This is a genomic window from Streptomyces sp. NPDC088157, from assembly GCF_044741545.1.
Lineage (GTDB): Bacteria > Actinomycetota > Actinomycetes > Streptomycetales > Streptomycetaceae > Streptomyces.
Map to the genome: position 1 here is coordinate 17,862 of NZ_JBIUSU010000016.1, position 26,890 is coordinate 44,751.

At 71.4% G+C, this 26,890-nt stretch carries 21 protein-coding genes; 8 read left to right on the plus strand and 13 right to left on the minus strand.

What is annotated here, in order from left to right; genetic code table 11:
• Nucleotides 1-3: 3 nt before the first annotated feature.
• Nucleotides 4-1,434 carry a DEAD/DEAH box helicase gene (locus tag ACIPFH_RS41085; RefSeq protein WP_401834857.1) on the minus strand — a complete coding sequence of 477 codons (1,431 nt, stop codon included), beginning with the start codon at nucleotides 1,432-1,434 and terminating at the stop codon, nucleotides 4-6.
• A gap of 201 nt (nucleotides 1,435-1,635) precedes the next feature.
• Complete coding sequence (locus ACIPFH_RS41090) at nucleotides 1,636-1,839, minus strand: cold-shock protein (protein ID WP_020125862.1); 204 nt, start codon at nucleotides 1,837-1,839, stop codon at nucleotides 1,636-1,638.
• A gap of 453 nt (nucleotides 1,840-2,292) precedes the next feature.
• Here ACIPFH_RS41090 and ACIPFH_RS41095 point away from each other — a divergent pair, with 453 nt between their 5' ends.
• Together ACIPFH_RS41095 and ACIPFH_RS41100 are read left to right on the plus strand one after the other, a co-directional pair.
• The gene (locus ACIPFH_RS41095) at nucleotides 2,293-3,030 is read left to right on the plus strand and encodes a class I SAM-dependent DNA methyltransferase (RefSeq protein ID WP_401834860.1); all 738 of its coding nucleotides are present in this window, start codon (nucleotides 2,293-2,295) and stop codon (nucleotides 3,028-3,030) included.
• Between the two features lie 162 nt (nucleotides 3,031-3,192).
• Entirely contained in the window at nucleotides 3,193-3,408 is a 216-nt protein-coding gene (locus ACIPFH_RS41100) for a DUF4177 domain-containing protein (RefSeq protein ID WP_057582602.1), read from the plus strand.
• A 135-nt stretch (nucleotides 3,409-3,543) separates the two neighbouring features.
• Here the strand turns inward: ACIPFH_RS41100 and ACIPFH_RS41105 are convergent, their stop codons facing one another.
• From ACIPFH_RS41105 to ACIPFH_RS41130, 6 genes are all read right to left on the minus strand, one after another.
• A complete protein-coding gene (locus tag ACIPFH_RS41105) occupies nucleotides 3,544-5,175 on the minus strand; it encodes a serine/threonine-protein kinase (protein ID WP_401834863.1) in 1,632 nt (543 codons plus the stop codon).
• 254 nt (nucleotides 5,176-5,429) lie between these two features.
• Nucleotides 5,430-6,593: a substrate-binding domain-containing protein gene (locus ACIPFH_RS41110; RefSeq protein WP_401834865.1), complete on the minus strand. Its 1,164-nt coding sequence runs from the start codon at nucleotides 6,591-6,593 to the stop codon at nucleotides 5,430-5,432.
• 70 nt (nucleotides 6,594-6,663) lie between these two features.
• Entirely contained in the window at nucleotides 6,664-7,758 is a 1,095-nt protein-coding gene (locus ACIPFH_RS41115) for an ABC transporter permease (RefSeq protein WP_401834867.1), read from the minus strand.
• Nucleotides 7,755-9,302, minus strand: coding sequence for a sugar ABC transporter ATP-binding protein (locus ACIPFH_RS41120; RefSeq protein ID WP_401834869.1), 1,548 nt, complete (start codon nucleotides 9,300-9,302; stop codon nucleotides 7,755-7,757). The genes ACIPFH_RS41115 and ACIPFH_RS41120 overlap by 4 nt, the downstream gene beginning before the upstream one ends.
• Before the next feature lie 88 nt (nucleotides 9,303-9,390).
• On the minus strand, nucleotides 9,391-12,240 hold the full coding sequence (locus tag ACIPFH_RS41125; protein ID WP_401834872.1) for a SpoIIE family protein phosphatase: 2,850 nt from the start codon (nucleotides 12,238-12,240) through the stop codon (nucleotides 9,391-9,393).
• A 292-nt stretch (nucleotides 12,241-12,532) separates the two neighbouring features.
• Complete coding sequence (locus ACIPFH_RS41130) at nucleotides 12,533-12,955, minus strand: secondary thiamine-phosphate synthase enzyme YjbQ (RefSeq protein ID WP_401834874.1); 423 nt, start codon at nucleotides 12,953-12,955, stop codon at nucleotides 12,533-12,535.
• A 123-nt stretch (nucleotides 12,956-13,078) separates the two neighbouring features.
• Between ACIPFH_RS41130 and ACIPFH_RS41135 the strand changes: the two genes are divergently transcribed.
• The 3 genes from ACIPFH_RS41135 (at nucleotide 13,079) to ACIPFH_RS41145 (ending at nucleotide 15,370) form a co-directional block, all read left to right on the plus strand.
• Nucleotides 13,079-13,162 (plus strand): putative leader peptide, encoded by an 84-nt coding sequence (locus ACIPFH_RS41135; protein ID WP_352340592.1) that lies wholly within the window; start codon nucleotides 13,079-13,081, stop codon nucleotides 13,160-13,162.
• Nucleotides 13,163-13,421: 259 nt separating this feature from the next.
• Nucleotides 13,422-14,201, plus strand: coding sequence for an ABC transporter ATP-binding protein (locus ACIPFH_RS41140; RefSeq protein ID WP_401834876.1), 780 nt, complete (start codon nucleotides 13,422-13,424; stop codon nucleotides 14,199-14,201).
• Between the two features lie 92 nt (nucleotides 14,202-14,293).
• Nucleotides 14,294-15,370, plus strand: coding sequence for an NAD(P)-binding domain-containing protein (locus ACIPFH_RS41145; RefSeq protein ID WP_401834877.1), 1,077 nt, complete (start codon nucleotides 14,294-14,296; stop codon nucleotides 15,368-15,370).
• Between the two features lie 12 nt (nucleotides 15,371-15,382).
• Here the strand turns inward: ACIPFH_RS41145 and mltG are convergent, their stop codons facing one another.
• Both mltG and ACIPFH_RS41155 read right to left on the minus strand, forming a co-directional pair.
• Nucleotides 15,383-16,237 (minus strand): endolytic transglycosylase MltG, encoded by an 855-nt coding sequence (mltG, locus tag ACIPFH_RS41150; protein ID WP_401834879.1) that lies wholly within the window; start codon nucleotides 16,235-16,237, stop codon nucleotides 15,383-15,385.
• Nucleotides 16,238-16,290: 53 nt separating this feature from the next.
• A complete protein-coding gene (locus ACIPFH_RS41155) occupies nucleotides 16,291-18,093 on the minus strand; it encodes an ABC transporter ATP-binding protein (protein ID WP_401834882.1) in 1,803 nt (600 codons plus the stop codon).
• A 93-nt stretch (nucleotides 18,094-18,186) separates the two neighbouring features.
• Here ACIPFH_RS41155 and ACIPFH_RS41160 point away from each other — a divergent pair, with 93 nt between their 5' ends.
• Nucleotides 18,187-18,708: a MarR family winged helix-turn-helix transcriptional regulator gene (locus ACIPFH_RS41160; protein WP_401834884.1), complete on the plus strand. Its 522-nt coding sequence runs from the start codon at nucleotides 18,187-18,189 to the stop codon at nucleotides 18,706-18,708.
• A 78-nt stretch (nucleotides 18,709-18,786) separates the two neighbouring features.
• Here ACIPFH_RS41160 and ACIPFH_RS41165 read toward each other — a convergent pair whose 3' ends face one another.
• From ACIPFH_RS41165 to ACIPFH_RS41175, 3 genes are all read right to left on the minus strand, one after another.
• Complete coding sequence (locus tag ACIPFH_RS41165) at nucleotides 18,787-20,298, minus strand: cation:dicarboxylate symporter family transporter (protein ID WP_401834887.1); 1,512 nt, start codon at nucleotides 20,296-20,298, stop codon at nucleotides 18,787-18,789.
• Nucleotides 20,299-20,479: 181 nt separating this feature from the next.
• The gene (locus ACIPFH_RS41170; RefSeq protein ID WP_401834890.1) at nucleotides 20,480-22,105 is read right to left on the minus strand and encodes a peptide-N4-asparagine amidase; all 1,626 of its coding nucleotides are present in this window, start codon (nucleotides 22,103-22,105) and stop codon (nucleotides 20,480-20,482) included.
• A 10-nt stretch (nucleotides 22,106-22,115) separates the two neighbouring features.
• Nucleotides 22,116-22,949: a L,D-transpeptidase family protein gene (locus ACIPFH_RS41175; RefSeq protein WP_401834892.1), complete on the minus strand. Its 834-nt coding sequence runs from the start codon at nucleotides 22,947-22,949 to the stop codon at nucleotides 22,116-22,118.
• Nucleotides 22,950-23,204: 255 nt separating this feature from the next.
• Between ACIPFH_RS41175 and ACIPFH_RS41180 the strand changes: the two genes are divergently transcribed.
• Together ACIPFH_RS41180 and ACIPFH_RS41185 are read left to right on the plus strand one after the other, a co-directional pair.
• Nucleotides 23,205-25,055, plus strand: coding sequence for an ABC transporter transmembrane domain-containing protein (locus ACIPFH_RS41180; protein ID WP_401834895.1), 1,851 nt, complete (start codon nucleotides 23,205-23,207; stop codon nucleotides 25,053-25,055).
• On the plus strand, nucleotides 25,052-26,887 hold the full coding sequence (locus ACIPFH_RS41185; RefSeq protein ID WP_401834897.1) for an ABC transporter ATP-binding protein: 1,836 nt from the start codon (nucleotides 25,052-25,054) through the stop codon (nucleotides 26,885-26,887). The genes ACIPFH_RS41180 and ACIPFH_RS41185 overlap by 4 nt, the downstream gene beginning before the upstream one ends.
• The last annotated feature ends 3 nt before the right edge of the window (nucleotides 26,888-26,890 follow it).

Below are 26,890 nucleotides of genomic sequence, written 5' to 3' on the forward strand. Positions count from 1 at the left end.
GCCTCAGGGCCTGCCCTGGCCGCCCCGGCGTACCCGGGCGGCGGCGCGGGCCTCGGCGGTCTGGCGGGCCTCCGCGGCCCGGCGGGACTCGCCACCGCCACGGCCGGCCCGCCCCGGGGTGGTGCCCATGCCGCGGAAGGGGGCGCCGCCGCGCTTCGGCCGCTCCGCGGCGGCGGGTGCGCTGCCGCCGACGGGGACGCCGGAGGGAGCCTGGGCGCCGGTGATACGGCTCAGCTCGGCCTCGCCGGAGCGGACCTGCGTGATCTGCGGCCTGATGCCCGCGTCGGACAGCAGACGGGCCATGTCCTTGCGCTGGTTGGGCAGCACCAGCGTGACGACGCTGCCGGACTCGCCGGCGCGTGCGGTACGGCCACCGCGGTGCAGGTAGTCCTTGTGATCGGCGGGCGGGTCGACGTTGACGACGAGGTCGAGGTTGTCGATGTGGATGCCGCGGGCCGCGACGTTGGTCGCCACCAGTACCGTCACATGCCCGTCCTTGAACCGGGCCAGGGTGTGGTTGCGCTGCGGCTGCGACTTCCCGCTGTGCAGCGCGGCGGCCCTGACGCCACTGCCCTGCAGGTGCCGGGTGAACTGGTCGACGGCGTGCTTGGTGTCGAGGAACATGAGCACGCGCCCCTCGCGGGCGGCGATCTCGGTGGCGGTGGCGTACTTGTCGGCGCCGTGCACCTGAAGCACGTGATGCTCCATCGTGGTGACCGCGCCCGCCGACGGGTCGACCGAGTGGACCACCGGGTCGTGGAGGTACCGGCGGACCAGAGCGTCGATGTTGTTGTCGAGCGTGGCCGAGAACAGCATGCGCTGCCCCGCGGGGCGAACCTGGTCGAGCAGCTCGGTCACCTGGGGCAGGAAGCCCATGTCGGCCATCTGGTCGGCCTCGTCCAGGACGGTGATGTCGACCCGGTCCAGGCGGCAGTCCTTGCGCTCGACGAGGTCCGTGAGTCGGCCCGGAGTCGCGACGACCACCTCGGCCCCGGCCCGCAGCGCCGCGGCCTGCCTGCCGATCGACATGCCGCCGACCACGGTGGCCAGCCGCAGCTTCAGCAACCGGGCGTAGGGGGTGAGCGCATCGGTGACCTGCTGGGCCAGCTCGCGCGTGGGGACCAGGACCAGGGCCAGGGGCTTGCGGGCCTCGGCACGCCGGCCGGCCGTGCGTACGAGGAGCGCCAGGCCGAAGGCGAGCGTCTTGCCCGACCCCGTGCGCCCGCGGCCCAGGACGTCACGGCCCGCGAGCGAGTTCGGCAACGTGGCGGCCTGGATCGGAAACGGCTCGTGGAGGCCGTGCCCGGTGAGCATCTCCAGCAACTCGGTCGGCATGTCCAGTTCACCGAAGGTCGCGGCGGCGGGGAGTGCGGGGGTGACGGTGACCGGCAGCGCGAACTCGGAGCGGTCATTCGTGCGAGCTGAACGGTTCATGGGAGAACCTTCCTCGACGGGGCACGCATCGAGGAATTCCCGGCAGCAACGAGCCGGACGAATTGCAAGCACGAGCCGGAAACCCGGCCTGGAAACCAGGCCGAAAATGAGACTGAAAGAATTCCGGTGGAATCCCGGAATAGCAGCAAGCTGGGGCCCGCACCACGTGGTGCGGGCCCCAGCTGCCTAGTACGCTTCGCGTCAGGCGGGCGTGATGTTCTCGGCCTGCGGGCCCTTCTGGCCCTGCGTGACGTCGAAGTTCACCTTCTGGCCCTCCTGGAGCTCACGGAAGCCCTGGGTGGCGATGTTCGAGTAGTGAGCGAAAACGTCGGGGCCGCCGCCGTCCTGCTCGATGAAACCGAATCCCTTTTCCGAGTTGAACCACTTGACGGTGCCAGTAGCCATGTCACATCTCCTTCGGGGCAGTGCCCAGAGGTCCACACCGTGTGGACCCATGCGTTGCCACAATGAACCCCGTCCGGATAAGCACCGGAGATACAAAAATGCCCGGCGACGGACTGTCGCCGAGGCACTTGAAGTTTCGGGAACCACAACTGCAACTAGCACGAAGCCTAGCACGGTACATACAACCGCACTACCTTTCGCCCTCGTGGCGCCGGATCGGTCGTGCAAGCCGGTACGAACTCAAATACACGCGAAAGGTTAACTTTCAGATTACACAAGATGCGCCGCAGGAGAACGCCCACCGCTGCGGCGCGTGCGATCAGCCGGGCCGGGCGGTCGGCCACCGTCCGCACCGAGCCGCCGCGGCGGCGGTCCGGCGGTCGGTGCCCCTCGCGGCCGACGGTGGGAAATCACGTCGACAGCGGGCCGTGGCGCCCGGCAGAGTGGCGGCTCATGACGAGCAGCGAGCTGTGGACCCGCGCGATCGCCGACCGCTACGACGCCGAGGAGAGCGAGATGTCCTCGGCCGCTGTCCTCGGACCCACCGTCGACTTCCTCACCGCGCTCGCCGGTGACGGCCGGGCGCTGGAATTCGCCATCGGGACCGGACGCGTGGGTGTCCCGCTGCGGGAGCGCGGTGTGCCCGTGGTGGGCGTGGAACTGTCCGAGCCCATGGCGGCCGTCCTGCGGCGCAAGATCGACGAGGACGCGCTCCCGGTCGTCATCGGGGACATGGCCACGACCACCGTCCCCGGCGAGTTCGCCCTCGTGTACCTCGTCTACAACACCATCACGAACCTGCTCACGCAGGACGAGCAGGTCGAGTGCTTCCGCAACGCCGCGCGGCATCTGGCGCCCGGCGGCCGCTTCGTCGTCGAGCTGTTGGTGCCGCCGCTGCGCTTCCTGCCGCCCGGGCAGGTCGCGGTGCCGTTCGACGTGTCCGAGCGGCACCTCGGCTTCGACACCTTCGACCTGGTCGAGCAGATCCTCGTCTCTCACCACCTCACCCGCGAAGGCGACGGCGGCTACCGCCGCGGCAACTCCCGCCACCGGTACGCGTGGCCCGCCGAGCTCGACCTGATGGCACGGATCGCGGGACTCGAGCCGGAACGGCGCGTCGAGGACTGGGACGGCACACCGTTCACCCAGGACTCCACGAAGCACATCTCCGTCTGGCGCAAGCCGGCCTGAGTCCTGTCCGTCTCCACGGTGCGGGCCCGCTCACCCACCCCGCTCGGCTTCGCGTCACGGCTCTTCTCCGACACGCCCCACCCCGCCGTGCGCGCGGACGTCGCCCGGTGGTTGGCTGTCCCCGGTTCCGGCAACCGGGCCATCGACAGGAAGGCCCCAGACATGAGCAACCCGCACGCACTCGAGTACAAGGTCGTCACCTTCCGCGAGTCACTGATCGGAGACGCGCTGGACAGCGACAAGCTGGAGAAGGTTCTGAACAAGCACGCCGAGGACGGCTGGGCCCTCAAGGCCATCACGTCCGCCGACGTCAAGGGCCGTATCGGACCCGGTGCGGTCGAGGGCCTGCTCCTCACCCTGGAGCGCCCGCGCCGCTGACGGCCCCGTTCCGCCCGCCGTCGTGAACGATGGTGCTGGACGTCAGCGCCATCGGACGGCCGTCCCCGACCGCCGTCGCGGCGACCGGGCCCGCCGTTCGTGATGCGGTGCGCGGCCACACGGCCGACGGTCCGTTCACCCCTGCACGGCGAACTGGCTCCCGGTCTTCTCCCCGTCCTGCGTGACCGCCGCGGCCACGCAGCGGAAGACGCGCAGGCCCTTGTCCCACTCGCCCGCCGTCGGCGGCAGGACGTCGACGTTCCACTCGTCGGCGACCTCACGGCCACCGGGGACCATGGAATCCGCCATGACCCGCTGTGAGCACAGCGCCTTGACGTCAGGATGCCTGACCAGATCCCGCGCGTTGTTCGTCATGCCGTCCTCCGGCAGCGGAGCGATGGCGAAGGTCTCCCACACATGCCTGGTCTGGCAGTCCGCGCGGCTGACCGTGATGATGCCCGAGATGTCCGTGATGCCGCTCCAGCACTCGGGGGTCGCGACACACCGGCCGCCGACGCCGTCGACGCCCGCCGCGGGGCAGTTCTCCGTCGTGGTCGCCACCCCTGCGCCGGACGCGTCCTTGTTCTCGGCTGTGGCACCGGAAGAGGCGGACGCCCCCGGGCCGGGGCCCTCGTCCCCGCGGTCCTGCCGGCCGCCCTGGTACGTCACCACGGTGACCGACACACCCACCGAGACGGCCACCGCCGCCAGCACGGCGACCAGGCGGGGGCGTCGCGATCCCTTCCGTCCACCGTCGCCGCCGGGCCCGGAGACCGAGGTCGTGCGACCCGCGTCCGGAACGGACGGCGGCGGAGGGGCGCCATCGTAGGGAAGAGCCGCGTCGCGCGGCGGCGTGTACGAGGAGGGCGGCGCGTCCCGGTACGAGGAAACGGTGGTCAGGCCGGTCACCGGTCCGAAGCCGCCGACACCTCCCACGTCGACGGTGTCGAGATCGACGGCGGCGAGAGCGTCCCGGAACGCGCCCGCGTCGGACAGTCGGCGGGCCGGGTCCGAGGCCACGGCGTGCCGGAGAACCGAGTTGAGAGCGGCCGGCACTCCGGGCAGTTCCGGGTACGGCCAGGTGTGGCGCACGATCAGTTCGGCGAGGCTGAGCTGGGTTCCGTCGTCCGGGTGGTGCGGTGGGCAGCCCCGCAGCAGGGCGTAGACGGTGGCGGCCAGCGAGTACACATCACCGGCCCGGCTGGGTTCGGCCATGTGGAAGGCCTCGGGAGGCGCGTACGCGGGCGTCAGCGCCTCCCGCGTCACGGACAGTTCCCGCCCCGGCCGGGGCATGGCCGCCAGCCCGAAGTCGGTGAGGGCCACGCCGCCGTACCGGTTGACCATGACGTTTCCGGGTTTGATGTCGCGGTGCAGCACCCCGGCCGCGTGAGCGGCCGCGACCGCGTCCGCCAGGCCCACTCCGATGTCGCGCGCCTCTTTGAGCGGCAGTGGTCCCTGCCGGTGCAGCCGGTCGCCGAGCGAGCCGCCGGGGCACAACTCCAGCACCATGTAAGGGCGGTCGTCGGCGAGCACCCCGGCGTCGTACACCGGCACCACATGCGGATGCCCGGACAGCTGTCCGGCCGCGGTTACCTCACGCAGGAAACGCTGCCGGTCGCGCGGTGTCGACAGCGTTCTGCTGTCCACCTTCAGCGCGACCTCCCTGCCCACGGCCAGCTGCCGGGCCCGGTACACCGTGGCGAAACCACCCTGCCCCAGGACCTCCTGGATCTCGTAGCCGGGCAGTTCCATTCGTTCGAGCCCCATGTGCCGTACCCCCAGCGCACGTTCCCGGGCAGAACGTCCGACCGAGGATGAGGCGAGACTCTAGCCCAGCGCTCGGACACCGATACGGCGGGCCTTCACTCCCCCGGTCACCGGGCCGCCGAAGCAGAGCCTCTCCTGCAGAACCGGACATGTCGTCCCAGGAAGCTCCCGCACACCTCTACGCCCCGCCACCACACGGGGTCGTACGGACGAAAGCCGGTGCGCCCGCGGCGGCCAGGTCCCCGACACCTCGGTCACTTGCCCCAGATCTTTCGGTACGCCTCCTGGTAGCCCGCCGGGTCCCAGGTCGTGGCACCGCCGCTGTTTCCGGCCGTGGCGATGTGGACGGGGGCCACATACCCGCTGGCGGGACGACCGGAGAAGGCACGGTTGAACTCGTCGACGATCTGCCAGCCCTGGAGGGACAGCGGCTCGGGCACGGTGGCGGCCTGGTACTGCCTGCCGTTGATGCGCTGGAAGGCGGAGGGGTCGCCGTCGCCTGCGCCGATGTTGAAGGGCGGGCCTGAGCCCTTCTGTCCGGCCGCGCGGAAGGCGGGAGCCGCGTCGGCGAAGTACAGGTCGTTGATGGCGACGGAGTGGGTCCAGCTGTTCTGGAACCGGGCCAGGAGGGAGGAGATCTCCCGAGGGGTGCGACTGCTCGCGTCCGGAATCGGGATGTTCTCGTACGCGAGCAGCTTGACGCCCCGGCAGGTGGCGAGCTCCTTCCTGATCAGCTGGGACTTGTTCCTGGCGAAGGGGATCGAGGAGTCGGTGATGAGCACGACCCCGGCGTGGCCGTGGGAGCGCGAGATGATCCACTGCGCGCTGATCGCGGCCACGTCCTCGACCTGGGTGGTGACGTTGGTGAAGAGCTCGGGCCGCCGGCTGGGGCCGGGCTCGGCGACCGCGTGCCAGCCGATGAGCGGGATGCGCTCCTCGTTGGCCCGCGCGACCTGCCGCAACGTCGAGTTGGGGTCGAACCCGCCGATGACGATCCCCGAGGGCTTGAGGGCCACGGCCTCGCTCATCGCCGTCTGGATGCCGGCGGGACTGCCCCCGCCGTCGATCACCCGGACCTTCCACCCGATGACCCGCGCGGCTTCCCTCACCCCGTCGGCCGCGCCCGCGACCCCGGGATTGGTCATGGTCTGGGCGACGTAGACGATGTTCTTGCCCGAGACCGCCGTGGGGCCGCTGGTCGGCCCGTTCCAGGAGACGTCTGTTTCCTCCGCCCGTGTGACGGCGGTGTCGGCCCTGGCATGGACGGCGGGGCAGCCGCTCGGGCCCGTGGTGGACTCGGCCGGGCCGCCCGACGAGCCGCGTTCGCAGCCGGCGAGGGCGGTTGCCGTCGCCAGCAGGACGCAGGCGACGAGCCGAACCCTGAGGACGCCGGGGGTGGCTCTGCGGTTGCCGTGCACGGGAACTCCTCGCGTAGGAATGAGGCGGGAGGATGCGGCCGGGGCACGGAGGCGGTGCCCCTGGCGTGGATCAGGGAGTCGTGCCTGCCGGCCCACCGTCCTGCGTCGGTGAGGACGGCGGCCCGGGCGGCGCGGCCGACGCGTCGTGGGCCGCGACGACGCCGCTGCGCAGCCGGCGCCGGGCGGCGTATCCCGCCAGGCCGACCGCGATGAGCAGGGTGCCCCCGTAGAACAGCGGGACGGTCCAGAAGTCGGCGCCCAGCTGGCCGATGCCGGTGAGGCCGACGGCGAGGACCGCGACGGCCACGACGGTGCCGATGGCGTTGGGCCGGCCGGGTTTGATCGCCGTGGAGCCGAGGAGGGCGCCGACGAAGGCGGGCAGCAGATAGTCGAGGCCGACACTCGGATTGCCGATCTGCTGCTGGGCCGCGAGCAGCACACCGGCGAGGCCGACGATCAGCCCGGACGTGGCGAAGGCGTAAACGGTGTACCTGCGGGTCGGGATCCCGACGAGCTCGGCCGCGCGCGGGTTCGAGCCGACGACGTAGAGGCACCGGCCGAGCGGCAGTCGCTCCAGCACCAGCCAGAGAACGACGGTGAGGGCCAGCACGTAGAACGCGGGGACCGGAACGCCGAGGAACGTGGAGTCGAAGAGGTCGGTGAACGCCGCCGGAAGGCCTTGCCCGCCGGGGACGATCCGGCCGCCGTCGGTGATCCAGCCGGTCACGGCGTACATCATGCTGCCGGTACCGAGGGTGGCGATGAAGGAGTCGATCCGGCCGAACACGACGATGACACCGTTGAGGACGCCCGCTACCGCGCCTCCGACGATCACGGCGAGGCAGGCGAGCGGCCAGGGCCACCCGCCGTTCACGACGAGCTGTATCACCATGACGTGTGCCAGGCCGAGGCCGTAGCCGATGGAGAGGTCGAACGCGCCGGTCACGATGGGGACCATGGCGGCGAGTGCGAGGACGGCCGGGATCGACTGGTTGGACAGGATGGAGTCGGCGGTGTCCAGCGTGGGGAAGGTGCGGGGCAGGGCGAGGGAGAAGATCAGGAAGAGCAGGGCCGTCAGGGCGAGCAGGCCGTAGGCGCCGATGAGGTGTCCGCCCGGTCGGCGCCGTCGTCTCCGGGGTGAGGAGGGGGAGGGCGGGGCGGTCATGGGTTCGTCCCCGTGCCGGAAGGGTGCACGGCCGACGCCTCCCGGGTCAGCCCGGCTGCCGTGAGGTCCGCACCGCTCAGCTCGGCGGTCACGGACCCGCGGACGAAGACCAGGGCACGCCGGCATACACCCGCGACCTCCTCGAAGTCGGTGGAGATGAGCAGGACCGCGAGACCCGCGGCCACTGCCTCACCGAGCAGGCGGTGGATGGCTGCTTTGGCGCCCACGTCCACGCTCGCGGTCGGCTCCTCGAGGATCAGCAGGCGCAGGCCCAGCCGAAGCCATCGGCCGATCAGGACTTTCTGCTGGTTGCCGCCGGACAGGACGGCGAGGGGGGCCTCGCCGTCGCCGGGGCGCACCAGGAACCGTTCGATCAGGATGGCGGTCTCGGCGCGTTCGCGGCGGGGGCTGATCCAGCGCGGCGCCGACCGGCCTCCCGCGCGGGGATTGGCCAGGAGGTTCTCCCGCACGGTCAGCTCGGCGAGACAGCCCTCCCCCAGTCTGTCGCCGGGTACGAGGCCGACACCGAGTCCGACGGCTTCGGCGACCGTGCGAGGGTGGTACGGCCGGCCGCCAAGCAGGGCCCGCCCCTCCAGAAGAGGACGCGAACCGACGAGGGCCCGGCCCAGTTCCGTCTGCCCGGCGCCCGTGAGTCCGACCAGGCCCAGGACTTCCCCGGCCCCGACCTCCAGGCCGACCGTGCCCGAGCCGGTGGTCCGTACGCCGTCCAGGGTCAGTACGGCCGGCCCGCCGGGCGGGGCCGTGGCGGGGCGGTGAGCGGTCGGTTCCCCGCCGACGATGTCGTGCACCAAACGGGCGGGGCTGTGGGCCGCCAGCGGGCCGTGGCTGACGAGGCGGCCGTCACGCAGCACGGCGAAGGCGTCGGCGACCTCATACACCTCGTCCAGGCGGTGGCTGACGTAGAGGATGCCGTGCCCCCGGTCCCGTAAGGCGTGCAGGACACGGAACAGCTGGGCGCAGTCCGCGGCCGGGAGGCGGGCGGTCGGCTCGTCGAGGACGAGGAGTCTCGGGCGTGCCGCCAGGGCTCTGGCGATCGCGACCAGCGAACGCTCGGCCGGGGCGAGCCCGGCGATCGGCGCGTCGGGGTCGAGATGTCCGGCGACGATCCGCAGGGCGTCGACGCAGCGCTCGCGGGTCCTCCGCCAGGAGATCAGCCCGGCGCGGCGCGGATACCCTGCGCTCAGGGCGATGTTCTCGGCGACCGTCATCCACTCCACGAGACCGAGGTCCTGGTGGATGAAGGACATGCCGCGGGAGGCCGCGGGACTTCCGAGCGGGTGCCCGTCGACCGTGATCTGTCCCGCGTCGGCATGGTGGACACCGGCGAGCACCTTGATGAGCGTGGACTTTCCGGCGCCGTTGGGCCCGAGGAGGGCAAGGACACTGCCGGCGTGGACGTCGAGGTCGACCCCGGCCAGGGCGAGGGTGCCACCGAACCGCTTGCCGAGCCCGCGAATACGGACCAGGGGCTCCACGTCGAATGGGGGAAACGCCTTCACGGACGTGTCGGGAGCGTCGTACACGGACATCTCCGGGGGTCGGCCTGACGAGTTCTTCCCGACGTTCAGAGGAGATACTAACTGGATCAATCATGCCATTTCGGCATTTTCCTCACGCGCCGTCGAGTGCGCACTCGGCCCAGATGACCTTGCCCTCCGAGAGGTAACGGGTCCCCCACGTCTGCGACAGTTGCGCGACGAGGAACAGGCCGCGTCCGCCTTCGTCGGTGCTCGCCGCCCGACGCAGGTGCGGGGCGGTGTTGCTGGTGTCGGAGACCTCGCAGATCAGGGTGCGGTCGTGCAGCAGCCGTACCCGGATGGGCCCGGAACCGTGACGGATGGCGTTGGTGACCAGCTCGCTCAGTATCAGTTCCACGGCGAACGCCGGCTCCTCGAGTCCCCAGTCGGCAAGTTGCCTGAGGGCGAGCGCACGGACCTCTCCGACGACGGCCGGGCCGGCGGGCAGTTCCCAGGTGGCGATCCGACCGGAATCCAGGGCGTGGGTGCGGGCGACGAGCAGGGCGATGTCGTCGCACGGGTGGGCCGGTGCCACGGTGTCCAGGATCGCCTGGCAGGTCTCCTCGGGTGTGCGTTCCGGATGGTGGGCCAGGGCCCCGCGCAGCTGGTCGAGGACCACGTCGACGTCGCGGTGCCGGTCCTCGATGAGTCCGTCGGTGTAGAGGACCAGCTGACTGTCCTCGGGGATGTCGATCTCGACGGCGTCGAAGGGCAGCCCTCCGAGGCCGAGCGGGGGCCCGGCGGGCAGGTCGGGATAGGACACGCTGCCGTCGGGGCAGACCAGCGCGGGCGGCGGGTGGCCGGCGCGGGCCATGACGCAATGCTGCGAGGTCGGGTCGTAGATGACGTACAGGCAGGTCGCGCCGATGATGCCGACGCCTTCCCCTTCGGAGTCCTCCCGGTCCATGCGCCCCACCAGGTTGTCGAGGTGGGTGAGTACCTCGTCCGGGGGGAGGTCGAGTTCGGCGAAGGTGCGTGCGGCGGTGCGCAGCCGTCCCATGGTGGCGGCGGAGAGCATGCCGTGACCGACGACGTCACCGACCAGGAGGCCGATGCGGGCGCCGGAGAGCGGGATGACGTCGTACCAGTCCCCGCCCACGTCGAATTCGGCGGGCAGGTACCGATGGGCGACCTCGACGGCTTCCTGATCGGGCAGCCCGTGCGGGAGCAGTCTGCGCTGCAGGGCCAGGACCATGGTGCGTTCGTGCGTGTAGCGCCGGGCGTTGTCGATGGACAGGGCGGCGCGAGAGGCGAGTTCCTGGGCCAGAGAGCGGTCGTCGTCCCCGAACGGGGCGGGATCCTGGGCGCGGTAGAAGCTGGCGATGCCCAGGACGACACCGCGGGCGACAAGGGGTACGGCGATGAGGGAGTGGACGTGGGCCAGCAGCCCTCCGGTGTGCTCGGGGTCCTGGGCGAGCCAGCCTGCGGAAACCGTCAGGTCCGGTTCCAGCACTGCGTCTCCGGTGGTCAGACACCGCAGCTGGGGCGCAGTCGGTCCGAAGTCGATCCGCTTGCCGACCGCGGTGAAGGGGAGGCCGTCGCGAATGCCGTGGACCACCGTGCGGCGCAGGTCGCTGAGGGGGTCGGCGGACTCCTCACCCCGCAGGACGGCCTCCGGCAGATCGACGGTGACGAAGTCGGCCAGTCGCGGGACCGCCGTCTCGGCGAGTTCTTCGGCGGTTCGGCGCACCTCCAGGGTGGTGCCGATGCGGACGCTGGCCTCGGACAGCAGCTCGAGGCGGCGTCGCGCGGCCAGCGCGTAAGCACCCACATGCGGCTCTCCGACCAGCACGAGCCCTCTGGCCGAGGGCGGCGGTTCGAAGGGCTCGCCCGTCGCGCCTTCGGTGCCGTCGTCCGTGAGGCCCTTGCCGTCGACGGCCCCGACGACCCCGACCGGCGCGGCGTCGGGAGCGAGTCGGCGCGGCGGGGCGGCGGAGAGTCGCGGAACGGCTACACCGACGGCACGCTCGACGCCGAAGCCCCTCAGCTCGTCGGCCTGCTGCGGGATGTCCGGGGATTCCGAGGGGAGACCGGGGAGGACCGCCTCGACGGCGAAGCCCTGTACCCCGGAGGCACTCGTCATCGGACGGCTCACGAGCGTGATCCGCCGGCCGTCGGGCAGGCGCACGTCGACGGCAGCGCGCTGCGCACGGGCGATCAACTCGGCAGCCTTCTCCATGAGGACCGCCTGGTCGCGCGGGCGCAGTTCGAGGACCAGTTCGTCCAACGCGATGCCGCGGTGAGGGCGGACGGCGGCATGAGGGTCGACTGCGGCATCGACTCCGGTTGCCAGGTACGCCCGCAGCAGTGCACGCTCACGCGCGGAACTCTGCCCCAGCAGCCGCCGCTCCACGGCCCCGGCCGCTCTGCCGATCACGTCGGCCAGCGCCGAGGTCTCGAAGCTGCGCGGATAGCCGAAACACAGGACACCCTCGATGCGCCCACTGAGCAGGTCGCGCACGGGAAGGGCGACGCAGGCGTTTCGCTGGGAGCGCTCCGCGAAATGCTCGGCGCCGTAGACGCGGATGAGTTGCCGCTCCGCCAGAGCGAGGCCGATGCCGTTCGTGCCGGCGAACCGCTCGGCGAAGACGAAGCCCGGAACTCTCTGGATCGCCGGAAGACTTCCGACCAGCGACGTTTCACCGAAACGGCGTAGCAGGACCGTCCCACGCGCATCGGCGACGGAGATGTTGATCTCACTGCCGGAGAACGTGGACTGCAGTCGGTCGAGCACCGGGACGGCCGCGCGGACGAGCGGGCCGTCCAGGTCGAAGTCGTCCCGGAAGGGAAGGTCGGACTGGTCCGGCGAGAGGCCCAGGGAGCGGCAGCGCCGCCACGAGTCCAGGATGGACGTCCGCACTCCCCGCTCGACCGTCTCGCCCTGCAGAAACCGCTCACGGAAATGAGCGGGACCCGTGCCGCCTGTCGCACGTCCCGCCGCCATCGACTCCCTGCCGGGCCGAACCACGCTCCGCCTCACCTGCGCCTGGGCTTCGTCACCGTTCGCGGATAATCCGACATTGATGAGGATACGGACATAACGAGCGCGAGTCATGACCGGCCGGGAACTTCACCCACGGTGACCGAACGGAAACCCTCCGCTTCTGGAGACGTCTTCGAACGGCCGTTGGACGCCGCCGGGCCCTTAGAGCTCCGACCAAGAGTGGAGCCCGGCACGCGAGCCCGGCACGCACGCTCGCCGCGAGCTGATCGGACTCCGCTTTTGTTCGGAGCTCTTAACCCAGGAAGCTCAGCCGGACCTGCCGGTCGGGGTTGTCCTTGTTGGTGTCGACCAGGCACACCGACTGCCACGTCCCCAGTTCCAGCCTGCCGTCCAGGACCGGCAAGGTCGCATGGGGCGGGACGAGGGCCGGCAGGACGTGGTCGCGGCCGTGGCCGGGGCTGCCGTGCCGGTGCTGCCAGCGGTCGTCGGCGGGGAGGAGGGTGTGCAGGGCGGCCAGCAGGTCGTCGTCGCTTCCGGCGCCCGTCTCGATGATCGCGACGCCGGCCGTGGCGTGCGGGACGAAGATGTTCAGGAGGCCGTCCCGACCGGCGGCCGCTTCACGCAGGAACGTCTCGCAGTCCCCGGTGAGGTCGACGATCCTCTCCCGGGACCCTGAGGTGATGTGCAGAACTCGGGTGGTCAACGCATCTGACATCCCCCCATCCTGACCCATACGCCGGGTTCCACACCTGACCGGCCGACCGGACCCCGATACACGGGGTCCGGTGCGCGAGACGCCCGTTGACCGTGGGCATGCGGCCTCGCTACGTTCACCCGCATGTTGCGTTCAGTCCTGCTCACCACGCGCGGTCACATCGACCTGCTGCGGGTGGCCTCCGCCGCGTGTCGACGCGGCCGCTGACGCCTTTTCACCTCTCGCGTCACCCCCCACCACGCCTCGCCCTTCCCTCTCGCCTTCGCCCGCCTCACCGCACACACCCGGTCGTGCCTGAGCCGACCGTGACGGGGCGGTGCCGAGGTGCGTCCGCCCGGTCCCGCCGACCGCCGTTCCTCTCCGAGGAGCCCCCATCAGCATCAGCCACGCCCCACGCCCCCCGTCCACGCCTGCCTCGGACCGCTCGCCGACTTCGTCGTCCGATCCACGAAAGGCTGCTGACGCGATGACGACCGACGTTCACGGGCCGGTGAGCCCCCAGGAGGCCCGTGCTCCGCACCCGGCCCACCCGCCGCAGGCGGTCCGCGTCGAGGGGCTGACCCGCTCCTTCGAGGGCCGGGCCGTGATCGACGGCCTGCGGCTCGACATCCGGCCGGGCGAGTTCGTGGCCCTGCTCGGCCGCAGCGGCTGCGGCAAGTCCACGCTGCTGCGCATCCTGGCCGGGCTCGACCGCGACATCCGGGGCACCGTGCTGGTGCCGCGCCGCAAGGCCGTCGCCTTCCAGGCGCCGCGACTGACGCCCTGGAAGAAGGTGTGGCGCAACGTGCTCCTCGGCCTGCCGGGCCCGGCCGACCGCACCGTGGCCGACAAGGCCCTCGCCGAGGTGGGACTCGGACGTCGCGCCGACGCCTGGCCGAAGATCCTGTCCGGCGGCGAGGCCGAGCGTGCCTCCCTGGCCCGGGCCCTGGTGCGCGAACCCGATCTGCTGCTGCTCGACGAACCCTTCGGCGCGCTCGACACGCCCGCCCGGCTCCATGCCCAACGGCTGGTGGCCGAGTTGTGGCAGCGCCGCGGATGCGCCGTGCTCCTGGTCACGCACGACGTCGAGGAGGCGGTGCTGCTCGCCGACCGGGTCCTGGTCATGGACGACGGCGGCATCGCACACGAGCGGAGGATCGACCTCGTACGGCCGCGCGACACCGCCGATCCCCGGTTCGCGGAACTGCGTGCCGGCCTGTCACGCCGCCTCGGCGTGGACGACCCGACTGCCGCCGAAGAGGCCTGACTCCCCTCCCCTTTCGACCCCTCCCGCGCACCCGTCCCACTGGTCCCGGCCCGCCCGGGAAGATCCACGCCGGTCCTGCCGTTGGTAGAAGCGTGAACAGCTTGCGTGAGGTCGAGGTCGTCGTCATAGGCGCCGGTCAGGCCGGTCTGGCCGCCGCGTTTCACCTGCGGCGCACCGGTTTCGAGCCGGAGCGCGACTTCGTGGTGCTCGACCACGCCCCTGCGCCGGGGGGCGCCTGGCAGTTCCGGTGGCCCTCACTGACGTACGGCAAGGTGCACGGGATGCACGCGCTGCCCGGGATGGAGCTGACGGGCGCGGATCCCGCCCGGCCTTCGTCCGAGGTCGTCGCCGAGTACTTCGACGCCTACGAGCGCGCCTTCGACCTGCGCGTGCGGCGGCCGGTGGAGGTGCGGGCCGTGCGCGAGGGCACCGGTGGACGACTGCTCGTCGAGACCTCCGACGGTACGTGGTCCACCCGGGCACTGATCAACGCCACCGGCACCTGGGACCGGCCGTTCTGGCCGCGTTACCCCGGCCAGGAGACCTTCCGCGGCCGTCAGCTGCACACCGCGCGGTATCCGGGTCCCGAGGCGTTCGCCGGGCTACGGGTGGTCGTGGTGGGCGGGGGTGCGTCCGGTACGCAGCACCTGCTGGAGATCGCGCCGTACGCGGCGGCCACCACGTGGGTGACGCGGCGGCCCCCCGTGTTCCGCGAGGGGCCCTTCGACGAGGGCGCCGGCCGCGCGGCGGTCGCGCTGGTGGAGGAGCGGGTGCGGCAGGGGCTGCCGCCGAAGAGTGTGGTGTCCGTGACGGGACTGCCGCTCAACGACGCGATCCGGCAGGGGCTCGCCGACGGGGTGCTGGACCGGCTGCCCATGTTCGACCGGATCACTCCGGACGGCGTGGAGTGGAACGACGGGCGGCGGGTCGCCGCCGATGTCATCCTGTGGGGGACCGGTTTCCGGGCCGCCATCGACCATCTGGCGCCGCTGCGGCTGCGTGAGCCGGGTGGTGGCATCCGGGTCGAGGAAACCCGTGTCGTCGCCGATCCGCGCATCCATCTCGTCGGCTACGGGCCGTCGGCCAGCACCATCGGCGCCAACCGGGCCGGACGCGCGGCCGTACGGGACATCAGGCGGCTGCTCGCGGAGGCGGCGGTCGCCGCCTGACGGCCCGCCAGGTCATCCGGCCGCCGCGGACGGGCCCTTCGGGGCCTTCTGGTTCCGGTTGAACTCGGCGACGTTGCGCTGGTGCTCCGCGTAGCTCGCCGTGAAGCGCGTGTCGCCCGGCTTGACGGTGACGAAGTAGAGCCAGTCGCCCGGGGTGGGGCTGATCGCCGCGCGCATCGCCTCCTCGCCCGGGTTGTCGATCGGCGTCGGCGGCAGGCCCATGCGCTGGTAGGAGTTGTAAGGGCTCTCCACACGGGTGTCGTTCTCCGTCGTCTTCAGCGTGAGGCGGTTCAGCGCGTAGTTGATGGTGGAGTCCATCTGCAACGGCATCCCGTGTTTCAGGCGGTTGAACACGACCCGGGCCACCTTGCCCATGTCCGCCTTGGTGGCGGCTTCGGCCTGCACGAGGCTGGCGATGGTGACCGTCTGATAGACGTTCATGGCGTTGCGCTGGGCGCCTGCCGCGATCGGCGCCCCGCCGAACTTCTTGTTGGCTGTGTCGACCATGTAGGACAGCAGGGTCTGGGGCGTCGCCTTCTTGTCCAGCGGATACGTCGCCGGGAAGAGATAGCCCTCCGGATTGCCCTGGGCGTCGTTCGGCAGCTTCAGACCGGCTCTGGGCAACGTTTTCCTGGTGGTGCCGGCCGGCAGGGCGAGGGCCTTGTCGACGGCCTCGTAGACCTGGCTCGCGCGCCAGCCCTCCGGGATGATCAGGGTCGCCGGCTTCGCCTCCTGCTTCGGACTCTCCAGGCTCAGCAGCGGCACCGCCACGGCGGTGCCGGCCACCACGGCTCCGGTCGCGATGAGGACGAGACGGCCCCGGCGCGTCAGTCGAATCGTGCTCCGAGGCGGAGTGTTCATCTGCATGCGGGCACGGTAACCCTCATATAGTCACAAACCTGGCATAACTTGCCATACTGTCATCTTGTCGGCTCCAGGCGGGCATCCCGTCGCACCAGTGCCGCGTATCGCCCGTCCCGTTCCAACAGCTCCTCGTGCGTGCCCCGTTCGGCCACCTGGCCGGAGTCGAGGACCATGATCTGGTCGGCGCCCCGAATGGTGGACAGCCGGTGCGCGATGGTGAGCGTGGTGCGGTTGGCCGAGAGCGCGTCGATTGCCTCCTGGACGGCCTGTTCGGTGCGCGTGTCGAGGGCGCTGGTCGCCTCGTCGAGGATCAGTACCGGCGGGTCGCGCAGGATGGTGCGGGCGATGGCCAGCCGCTGCTTCTCGCCACCGGAGAACCGGTGGCCGCGCTCGCCGACGACCGTGTCGTAGCCGTCGGGCAGGGCGGCGATGTGGTCGTGGATCTGCGCCGCCCGCGCGGCCGCGTGCAGTTCCTCGTCGGTGGCGTCCGGCTTGGCGAAGCGCAGGTTGTCGGCGACCGTGGCATGGAAGAGGTACGTCTCCTGCGAGACGACGCCGACCGCGCGCGCGAGCGTGTCGAAGTCGAGGTCACGGACGTCGACCCCGTCGAGGGTGACCCGGCCGCCCGTCACGTCGTACAGGCGCGGCACCAGGTAGCCGAGCGTGGACTTGCCGGCGCCGGTCGGGCCGACCACGGCGAGGCTGCCGCCGGCGGGGACGGTGACGTCGATGCCGTCGAGGACGGGCCCGCCCTTGCCCTCGTAGCCGAAGGTGACGTCCTCGAAGCGGAGCTCGCCCTTGACCTGGTCGAGATGGACCGGGTTGTCGCGCTCGGTGATGTCGATGGGGAGGTCGAGGTACTCGAAGATGCGCTGGAAGAGCGCGAGGGAGGTCTGGATCTGCACGCCGGTCGACAGGAGGCTGACGGCGGGGCGGAACAGGCCCTGCTGGAGCGAGACGAAGGCGACGATCGTACCGAGGGAGACATCGGGGCCGCCCAACTGGAGGGCCATGCCCGCGGTCCAGTAGATGACCGCCGGCATGGCGGACATGACGATCCCGATCACGGCCATGCGCCAGCGCCCGGCCATGCTGGACCGCACCTCGAGGTCGACCAGTTGCTCGGACTCCTCGGAGAAGGACCGTGTGAGGGAGTCCGAACGGCCCATGGTGCGGCCGAGCAGGATGCCGCTGACCGACAGCGACTCGGTGACCGTGGCGGCCATCACGGCCATCTGCTTCTGGCGTTGGGTGGTGATCTTCTTGCGTTCGTTGCCGACGCGACGGCTGATCCACACGAACACCGGCAGCAGGAGCAGCGAGACGACGGTCAGCCGCCAGTCGAGGGCGACCATCGCGATGATCGTGGCCACCACGCTGGTGAAGTTGGAGACCAGCGAGGTGGCGGTGGAGGTGACGGTGGCCTGCATGCCACCGATGTCGTTGGCGATGCGGGACTGCACCTCGCCGGTACGCGTGCGCGTGAAGAAGGCGAGGGACATCCGCTGCAGGCGGTCGTAGACGGCCGTGCGCAGGTCGTGCATGACACGCTGGCCGACCGTGGTGGAGATCAGGGTCTGCAGGACACCGAAGACGCCGCCCAGGACGGCGCTGAGGATCATGCCGAGGGCGAGGAGGCTGAGCAGGCCGGTACGCCCCTGGGGGATGGCGACGTCCAGCGTCTCCTTCAGCAGGAACGGGGTGGCCACGGCGACCAGCGAGGCGGCGGCGACCAGCAGGCCGACGACCGCGAGCCGGGCACGGTAGGGCTTGAAGAGCGTGAGGATGCGGCGCACCTGCCGAGGCTGTTCGGGCGAGGTGCCGGGCGAGGGGGTCCAGTCGATGTGGTCGCGGGGCATGGCTCCTACGGAGGGTGAGATGGTCAGGATTGACGGAGCATAGCTCATTGTTACCTATACTCACAATGAACGGCATCCTGATATTGTTCCCGTATGACCACCCCCGATTCGGACAGCCTGCTCGCCGAGCAGTTGCTGCGGCTCACGCGCCGGGTGCACCGCATCCAGAAACACCATCTGGAGCGGAGCGGGCTCGGCGTCACCCCTGCGCAGGCCCGATTGCTGCGCACGCTGGCGCACTGCGACGCACCGCCGCGCATGGCCGACCTCGCCGAGCGGCTCGAGGTGGTGCCCCGGGCCGTCACGACTCTGGTCGACGGGCTGGAGGCGAGCGGCAAGGTGCGGCGGATGCCGGACCCCACGAACCGGCGGGTGATCCGGATCGAGCTCACGGAGGACGGCCGCAAGGCCCTGCGGCAGCTACGGGGCGCGCGGATGTCCGCCGCGGAGGAGATCCTCGATCCCCTGACGGCCCTGGAGCGCGAGGTGTTGAGCGGGTTGCTGGACGCACTGGTGGACGGGCCACCGGACCGGACGCCGAGGCCGAGACAAGGGCAGGAGCAGAGCCGGCGACAAGGGCAAGGACGGGAGCGGGGGCAGGGGCGGAACTGCTGAGCGGCGCGAGAACGGGCCGTGGCCGCCCCTCCGTCCTGCGGGAGGGGCGGCCACGGCCCGTTGGCTCGGCGCGGACCATCAACCGGCCTCGGGGGCTGTCTCCTTGGTGAGCCCCGCGGAGACCACGACCGGAAGCCCGGCCGCCGTTCCCGGACTCTCCGAACCCTCCGGCGACGCGGGACTCTCCGTCGGCCCGGATCCCTCCGGCCGTGCGGATCCCTCCGACTCGGCGGAACCCCCCGGCTCGGCGGAGGGATCCGGCTTCGCGGAGTCGTCCGGCTCCTCGTCCGCGGCGGCAACGGCCTCGCCGTCCAGGACCCTCTTCGCCCGCTCGAGGTCCAGCGCGCCCTCCCAGCGGGAGACGGCGAAGACCGCCACGCAGTTGCCCAGGAGGTTGGTGACGACGCGCATCGAGTCCATGATGCGGTCCACACCCAGCAGCAGGGCGACCGCGCCGGCGGGGATGGCCCCCAGCGAGGAGGCGGTCGCGGACAGGGCGAGGAAGGCCGAGCCGGGGATGCCGGCCATGCCCTTGCTGGTGAGCATGAGCACCAGGATCACGGTGATCTGCTGCCCCAGACTGAGGTCCACGCCCACCGCCTGGGCGATGAACAGCGTGCCGATGGACAGGTAGAGCGAGGCGCCGTCGAGGTTGAAGGAGTAGCCGGTGGGCAGCACCAGGCCCACGGCGTCGTCGCGGGCGCCGGCGTTGCGCAGCTTCTGCATCACGCGCGGCATGACGGACTCGGTGGAGGCGGTGCCGAGCGCGAGCAGCATCTCCTCGCGGATGTACCGCAGGAACTTCCACAGGCTCAGTCCGGTGACCACGCGCAGGGCGACGGCGAGCAGCGTGACGAAGAGGGCGGCGGCCGCGTAGCAGAGGATGATCAGCTTGCCGTAGGTCTCGATCACGCCGAGGCCGTAGTTGCCGATCAGGACGGCCATCGCCCCGAACACGGCGATCGGCGCCAGCCGCATGACGAAGCCGACGATCGCGAAGATGATCTCCTGAGCCTGCTCGATGGCCGGCAGGACCTTCGGCACCCTGGTGTGGCCGAGGTGCAGCAGCGCGGCACCCACCAGACAGGCCAGAACGAGCACTTGGAGCAGGGAGTTCTCCGCGAACGCGCCGATGAAGCTGGTGGGCAGCGCGTTCACGACGAACTCGGTCGTCGAGGGCAGCGAACCGCCGCCCGTCTTCGCGTCGACCGCCGACGTGTCGAGCGTGGACGGGTCGACGTTCATCCCCGAACCGGGCTGGACGATGTTGGCGGCGAGCAGCCCGATGACCAGGGCGAGCGTGCTCGCGACCTCGAACCAGATCAGGGCCTTGAGCCCGATCCGGCCGAAGGCCTTCAGATCACCGGCCTTGGCGATGCCCACCACGACCACGCAGAACACCAGGGGCGAGATGATCGTCTTGATGAGACGGGTGAAACCGTCGCCGAGCGGTTGGAGATCCGTGGCCACGTCGGGCCACAGCTTTCCGACGATGACGCCGAGGACGAGCGCGCAGGCGACCTGCGCGAAGAGTGAGGTACGCAGTATGCGTGCGACGCGTCGCGGCAGGGACGGGACGGACGGCGGCACGGGCACTCCTTGGGGGACGGCGGTGACACGCAGGAGCTCACACAGGGAGGGACAGAACTTCTGCGATACGGAAAGCGGTTTCCGTAGCGATCACTTTGGAGGCGCCGTTGATCGCGCACAAGACCTCCGCGTTTCCGCCGTGTAAATCCCGCCCCGAGTGACGCGTCGCACGCGTGCGGGCTCAGCAGCCTGTTCGATCTCCGGTCAACACCCCCTGCACCGTGGCCAGTCGACGGTCGTAGCAGCCGTCCGATCCGTACAGCCGGTAGCGCTCGCTCGTCGTGCCGACCGCGTGGCGCTGGTCCCGCGGCACGTTCACCGTGAACGTGGCGTCACCCCGGTACGTGTCGTCGAGCCGGGACCACGACACGCGTCGGCCGTTTCGAGTCGTCACGGCGTCGGCCCGGTCGCCGAGGGTCAGCACGGTGCGCAGTCGGTCGTCGGCGCCGAGGGTGGTGGTGCCGTTCATCGTGTACGTCCGATGGGTGCGTACCGTACGGACCACTCCGCGGCCGTCGACGGTGACCGACTCGTCGTCCGTCCAGGACGCGTCGAGGCCGTCCACGGTCTCGCCGTCGGTCCATCGGTGCGCCGAGGTGTTCGCCAGGGCGCGGGTCACGGTCGTCCGTACCCGTCCGTGCGAGGTGTCGAGGTACCCGGAGACGGTCAGGCGGTGCCCGCCCACGGTGTCGACGCGGTGCTCGGTGCCGGGTGTGTAGGTGGTGGAGTCGGTGAGCCCACCGGCTTCGTGCGTGAGGAGTCCCCCGCCGACGACGGCCTTCCCGGCGTCCTGCCAGACGAGCACGTTGACCGGTGTGCTCCAGCCGCCCTGCCCCTCGGGCACACCGACGACGGACACCTCGACGCGGTGCGGACGGCCGTCGTCGAGGATCCCGGCGAAGGGGGTCAGGTCGTATTCGATCGGCTTGATGTCGAAGGCCCGCGGGCCCGGAGTCACGTACCAGAGAAAGGGGTTGGACCAGCCGCCGGTCCAGACGGTGGGGAAGGGGGCGGCGATTCCGGCCAGTCGGCCGTCGACCTCGACCTGCACCTCCCGATAGGGTCCGTCGTCCGCCCGGCAGGAGTAGGGCGCTGTCGCGGGCACGGTCAGGTACCAGTACTCCTCGCACCCGCCGCCGGAGCCGGTGGCGTACACCTCGGCGACGACGCGTTCGCTGTTGCGGGGCGTGGTGAGGGTCGGGCCGTCCGGGCCGGCGGCCAGGGTGAGGACGCGGTCGGGGACAGTGGCGGGCTTTCCCTCGTAGAAGGTGAGCGTGACCTTGACGTCGATCACGCCGGTGTAGGTGTCGTCCACGACGTTGCCGATGAGCATCTCCACGTCCTGGGCGGAGCGGAACGTGTCGCTGTAGCGGGTGACGTCCTTCTCGACGGACCACTCGATCCCGTCGGGCGACGGCTCGGGCGTCGACGTGCGGAAGACCTCCACCCCGCCGACGTGCAGATAGCCGAGCCGGTCGAACTGCCGCCCCTTGACCTTGCCGTCGAGCCGCAGCACCACCTTGCTCCAGCGGTCGCCGCAGCCGTCCGGCGGGGTGTACGAGCCCCGGTACGGCGTGAAGTCGCGGAACCGCGCCTCGGCGAGGGTGACCTGGCACCCCTTGGCGTGAGGCCTGGTCACGGGCGGCGCGGCGGTGAGGGGGTCGTGCCAGTCGGTGCCGAACTCGGCGGGGACCCCCACCGGCACCGAGGGGGAGGCGGCCGCCCCTTGCGCCGTGCCGCTCCCCAGGACGGTGCTCGCCAGGAGGATCCCTCCGGTGAGCATGGACATGATGATCCGGCTTCTCATGGCCGGTGTTCTACGGGGAGTCGACCGCTCCCCGCAATGACGCCTTCGCCGCGGGCGCCGGTTCGGGCGCCCGCGGCCGGGCGGGACTCGCGGATCCGGCCCAGGCCGTCAGCGCGTCCCTGTCCCCCATGACCACCACGGGATGCCGGTCCGGGTCGAGGGTGCGCAGCAGGTATTCCATCGCCGTCCTGGACAGGCTGACACAGGCCGAAGTACCGCTGCCGTGGTCCATGTGCAGCCAGATTCCGCCACCCTTCCGCTCCCCCTCGGGTCGCGCCGGGTCGTTGGGCGGGGCGCCCTTGACTCGGTTGTAGTCGATGGCGATGACGTAGTCGAAGTCGTGCCAGTGCGACCTCGCCCACCAGCGCGGCGCCGCGAAGGCGGCGGACCGGGTGTACAGCAACCTGGTGCCGGGGTCTGCCAGGACACCCCCCGCGGCGGTGAGCGTGAACACGCCGACGGGGCTGCGGTTGTCGCCGGCGCGGTGCTCGGCGGTCCAGCCCTTCTTGCCGTTGTGTCCCCGCCAGCTCCGGACACGCTCCCAGACCCGGCCGCTCCTGGCGTACAGCACGACGGTGGAGTCCACGGAGTCCTTCCCGTCGCCGTACACCGCCACGACCTGGCGCGAAACAGCCGGGATCCGCCGCCGCAACCGGTCACCGACGCCCGGGACGCCGGTCGCCGCGGCCGCGCTCGGCGAGGTTTCGCCTCTCCCGGCCCCCACTCCCGACGCACCGGCATTCCCGTACTCCACAGCCGCACCACCGCACGCGGACAAAGCCGTGAGCAAGAGGCCGCAGATCGCCGTCGCGGCTCCCGGGCACCGCCCATCGCCAGATCGCATCGGCCCATGCTCGCACCACTTTCCGGGCGTCAGCGCCAGTTTCCGGACATCCGACCCGTGTCGGACAGCTGCCGGATCCGGCCGCCGCAATGGAAAACCGGTTGATTTTGACCACGCTGCGACGCGAACCTTGCACGGTTTGCTGCCGCCCCCCTGCGGACCTTCCCGTTCGTCCGCAGGGCCCCCACGCCCTCTCCCGTCTCCCCCCTTCCCTCTCCCTCTCCCCCTACCGCTGACTCGAGCCACTGGGACGTCATGCAGATCCAAGACCTTCCGTACCCCGACCCGGGCGTGCCGGACGCACGCTCGGGACCCCGCTTCCTGTGGTGGCTCGGCCGCAACCAGCTGGGCGGCCAGCTCAAGGCCCTGGCCTGGGGGCTGCTGCACTTCGTGGCCGTCTCCGCGCAGCCGTTCTGTGTCGGGTTCGCCGTCGAGGCCGTCGTGGACCGTTCCGGTACCCGGCTCGCCCTCACCGGTGGCCTGATGGCCCTGTGCGGTGCCGCCGCGGCGATCGGGGACACCTTTCTGCACCGCGCCGCCGTCACCAACTGGATCACCGCCGCCGCCCGGGTCCAGCAGCTGCTCGCCCACAAGGCCTCGCAGCTCGGCTCCGCGCTGACCCGGCGGGTCGCGGCCGGTGAGGTCGTGTCCGTCTCCACGGGTGACGTCGAGAAGATCGGCTGGTTCGTGGAGGCCGTGTCCCGCTTCACCGCCGCGGCCCTCACGGTGCTGCTGGTCTGCGTCGGCCTGGTCTTCTACCAGCCGACGCTCGGCGTGGTGGTCGCCGTGGGCCTGCCCGTCCTCGCTCTCGCGGTCCTGCCCCTGCTGCCCCCGGCGACGCGACGGGCCGACCTCCAGCGCGAGAAGGCCGGACGCGCCACCGAACTCGCCTCGGACACCGTGGCCGGCCTGCGGGTGCTGCGCGGGATCGGCGGCGAGGAACTCTTCCTCGACCGCTACCGCAGCGCCTCGCAGGAGGTCCGGCACGCGGCCGTGCGCAGCGCGCGCATGTGGTCGCTGATCAGCGCCATCCAGGTGCTGCTGCCCGGCCTGCTGCTGATCACCGTCGTCTGTTACGGCGTCCACCTGGCCCGTCAGGGCCGCATCACCGTCGGCGAGCTGGTCACGGTCTACAGCTCCGTCATGGTCCTGGCCTATCCCCTCAGGCACTTCGAGGAGATCGCGATGGCCTACTCCTTCTCGCGTCCGTCCGCCAAACGCGCCGCACGCGTGCTGTCCCTGGAACGGGTCACCGACGTCGGCGGGTCGCGCGCCGCCGAGGCGCCCGCGGGCGATCTGTACGACCCCGTGACCGGTCTGCTCGCGCCGGCCGCCCGGCTCACCGCGGTGGTGTGCGGCGACCCGGACGCGGCCGGACGGCTGGCGGAACGGCTGGGCGGGCACCCCCCGGAGGACAGCCCTTCGGTGCTGCTCGGCGGTGTCCCGCTGAACGAGCTGCCGCTGGACTCCGCGCGCACCGCGGTCCTGGTCCAGGACAAGGACCCGGTGCTGCTGTCCGGTTCCCTGCGCGACCTGCTCGACGTGCCCGCCTCGGGCGAGATCGACGCGGGCGCGGCGCTGGCCGCCGCCCAGTGCGGGGACGTCCTCGACGCGCTGGTCCAGGGCTCCTTGGACGCCGACGACCCGATGGACGCCCGCATCACCGAGCGCGGCCGGTCCCTCTCCGGCGGCCAGCGGCAACGACTCGCGCTGGCCCGCTCCCTGTACACGGATCCCGAGGTCCTCGTCCTCGACGAACCCACCTCCGCCGTCGACTCGCACACCGAGGCACGGATCGCCGAGGGCCTGCGCGAACTGCGGGCGGGGCGCACGACGGTGGTGTTCACCTCGTCCCCACTGCTCCTGGACCGGGCCGACCGGGTCGTGCTGGTGGACGGGCGTGAGGCTGTCGCGGTGGGCGTCCACCGCGAACTGCTGCGCTCCGAGCCCCGGTACCGAGCCGTGGTGACCAGGGAGACCGAGGAGGAAGCCGCGCCGGTCGGGGCCCCGGGGGCCGAAAAGGCTTCCCTGAGTGGTGCGTTGAAGGACCTGGAAGACGACGCACTCGAAGAGATCGAACGCGAAGAGATCGAGGAGACCGCATGATCGGCGTCGCGCCGCCCGCGTACGACCCGGCGGCACCGACGACGGCGAACACGCTGCCCGTCGGCGCCCCCGCGACCGTCCGCGCCTACGTGGCCGAACTCCTGCGCCGGCACCGCCGCGCCTTCCTGCTCCTCCTGCTCGTGAACACGGTCGCCACGGTCGCCTCGATGGTCGGGCCGTGGCTGCTCGGCGACCTCGTGGAGCGGCTGTCGGACGGCGCGCGTGAACTCCACCTCGGACTCGTCGCCACGCTGTTCGTACTCGCCCTGGTCGTCCAGGCCGCCTTCGTACGAGAGGTGCGGCTGCGCGGCGCGATGCTCGGCGAGCGGATGCTGGCCGACCTGCGCGAGGACTTCCTCGTACGCTCGGTGCGGCTGCCGCCGGGTGTGCTCGAGCGGGCCGGGACGGGCGACCTGCTGTCCCGGATCACCACGGACATCGACCGGCTGGCCAACGCGATGCGCGAGGCCGTCCCCCAGCTGACCATCGGCGTGATGTGGGCCCTGCTGCTGCTCGGCGGGCTCGTCGTCACGGCGCCGCCGCTGGCGCCGGCCGTCCTGGTCGCCGTGCCTCTGCTGGTGGCCGGGTGCCGCTGGTACTTCAAGCGGGCGCCGGCCGGCTACCGCTCCGAAGCCGCCGGCTACGCCTCCGTGGCCGCCGCCCTCGCCGAGACCGTGGACGCGGGCCGCACCGTCGAGGCGCACCGGCTGGGCGACCGCCGCATCGCGATCTCCGAGCAGCGCATCCGGCAGTGGACCGCCTGGGAGCGCTACACGCTGTGGCTGCGCTCGGTGCTCTTCCCGGTCATCAACCTCGTGCACGTCACGGTGCTCGGTTCGGTCCTGATGCTCGGCGGGGCGTTCGTGCTGAAGGGCTGGATCGGGGTCGGCCAGCTCACGACGGGCGCGCTTCTGGCGCAGATGCTCGTCGACCCGGTGAACCTCATCCTGCGCTGGTACGACGAGCTGCAGGTCGCCCAGGTGTCGCTGGCCCGCCTCGTCGGGGTGCGCGACATCGAGCCGGACGGCGGAGACGCCGGACTCGCACCCGACGGCCGGGACGTGCACGCCGACCGGGTCCATTTCGGCTACCGGGAGGGTGTCGACGTGCTCCGGAAGGTGACCCTGGAGGTCGCCCCCGGCACCCGGCTGGCCCTGGTCGGCCCCTCCGGCGCGGGGAAGTCCACGCTGGGGCGGCTGCTCGCCGGGATCTACGCGCCCCGCGACGGCCGGATCACCCTCGGCGGCGCCGAGCTGTCGCGGATGACCGCCGAACGGGTCCGCTCCCACGTGGCACTCGTCAACCAGGAGCACCACGTCTTCGTCGGCTCGCTGCGCGACAACCTCCGGCTCGCCCTCCCCCACTCGCGACTCCGCTCGAGCGAGGGCGTCTCCACGGGGCCGGTGGAAGCGGAGGACGCCGAGGACGCCGAGCTGTGGGCGGCCCTGGGCGCGGTCGACGCGGACGGCTGGGCCCGGGCCCTGGACGACGGCCTGGACACCGAGGTCGGGTCCGGCGGCGTCGCGCTCACCCCGGCTCAGGCTCAGCAGATCGCCCTGGCCCGGCTCGTCCTGGCCGACCCGCACACCCTGGTCCTGGACGAGGCGACCTCGCTGCTCGACCCGCGTGCGGCCCGCCACCTGGAGCGGTCCCTCGCCCGCGTCCTGGACGGCCGCACCGTCGTCGCCATCGCCCACCGCCTGCACACCGCCCACGACGCCGACGTCATCGCCGTGGTCGAGAACGGCCGCATCAGCGAGCTGGGCAGCCACACCGAGCTGGTCGCGGCCGACGGGGCGTACGCGGCGCTCTGGCGGTCGTGGCACGGCTGAGAA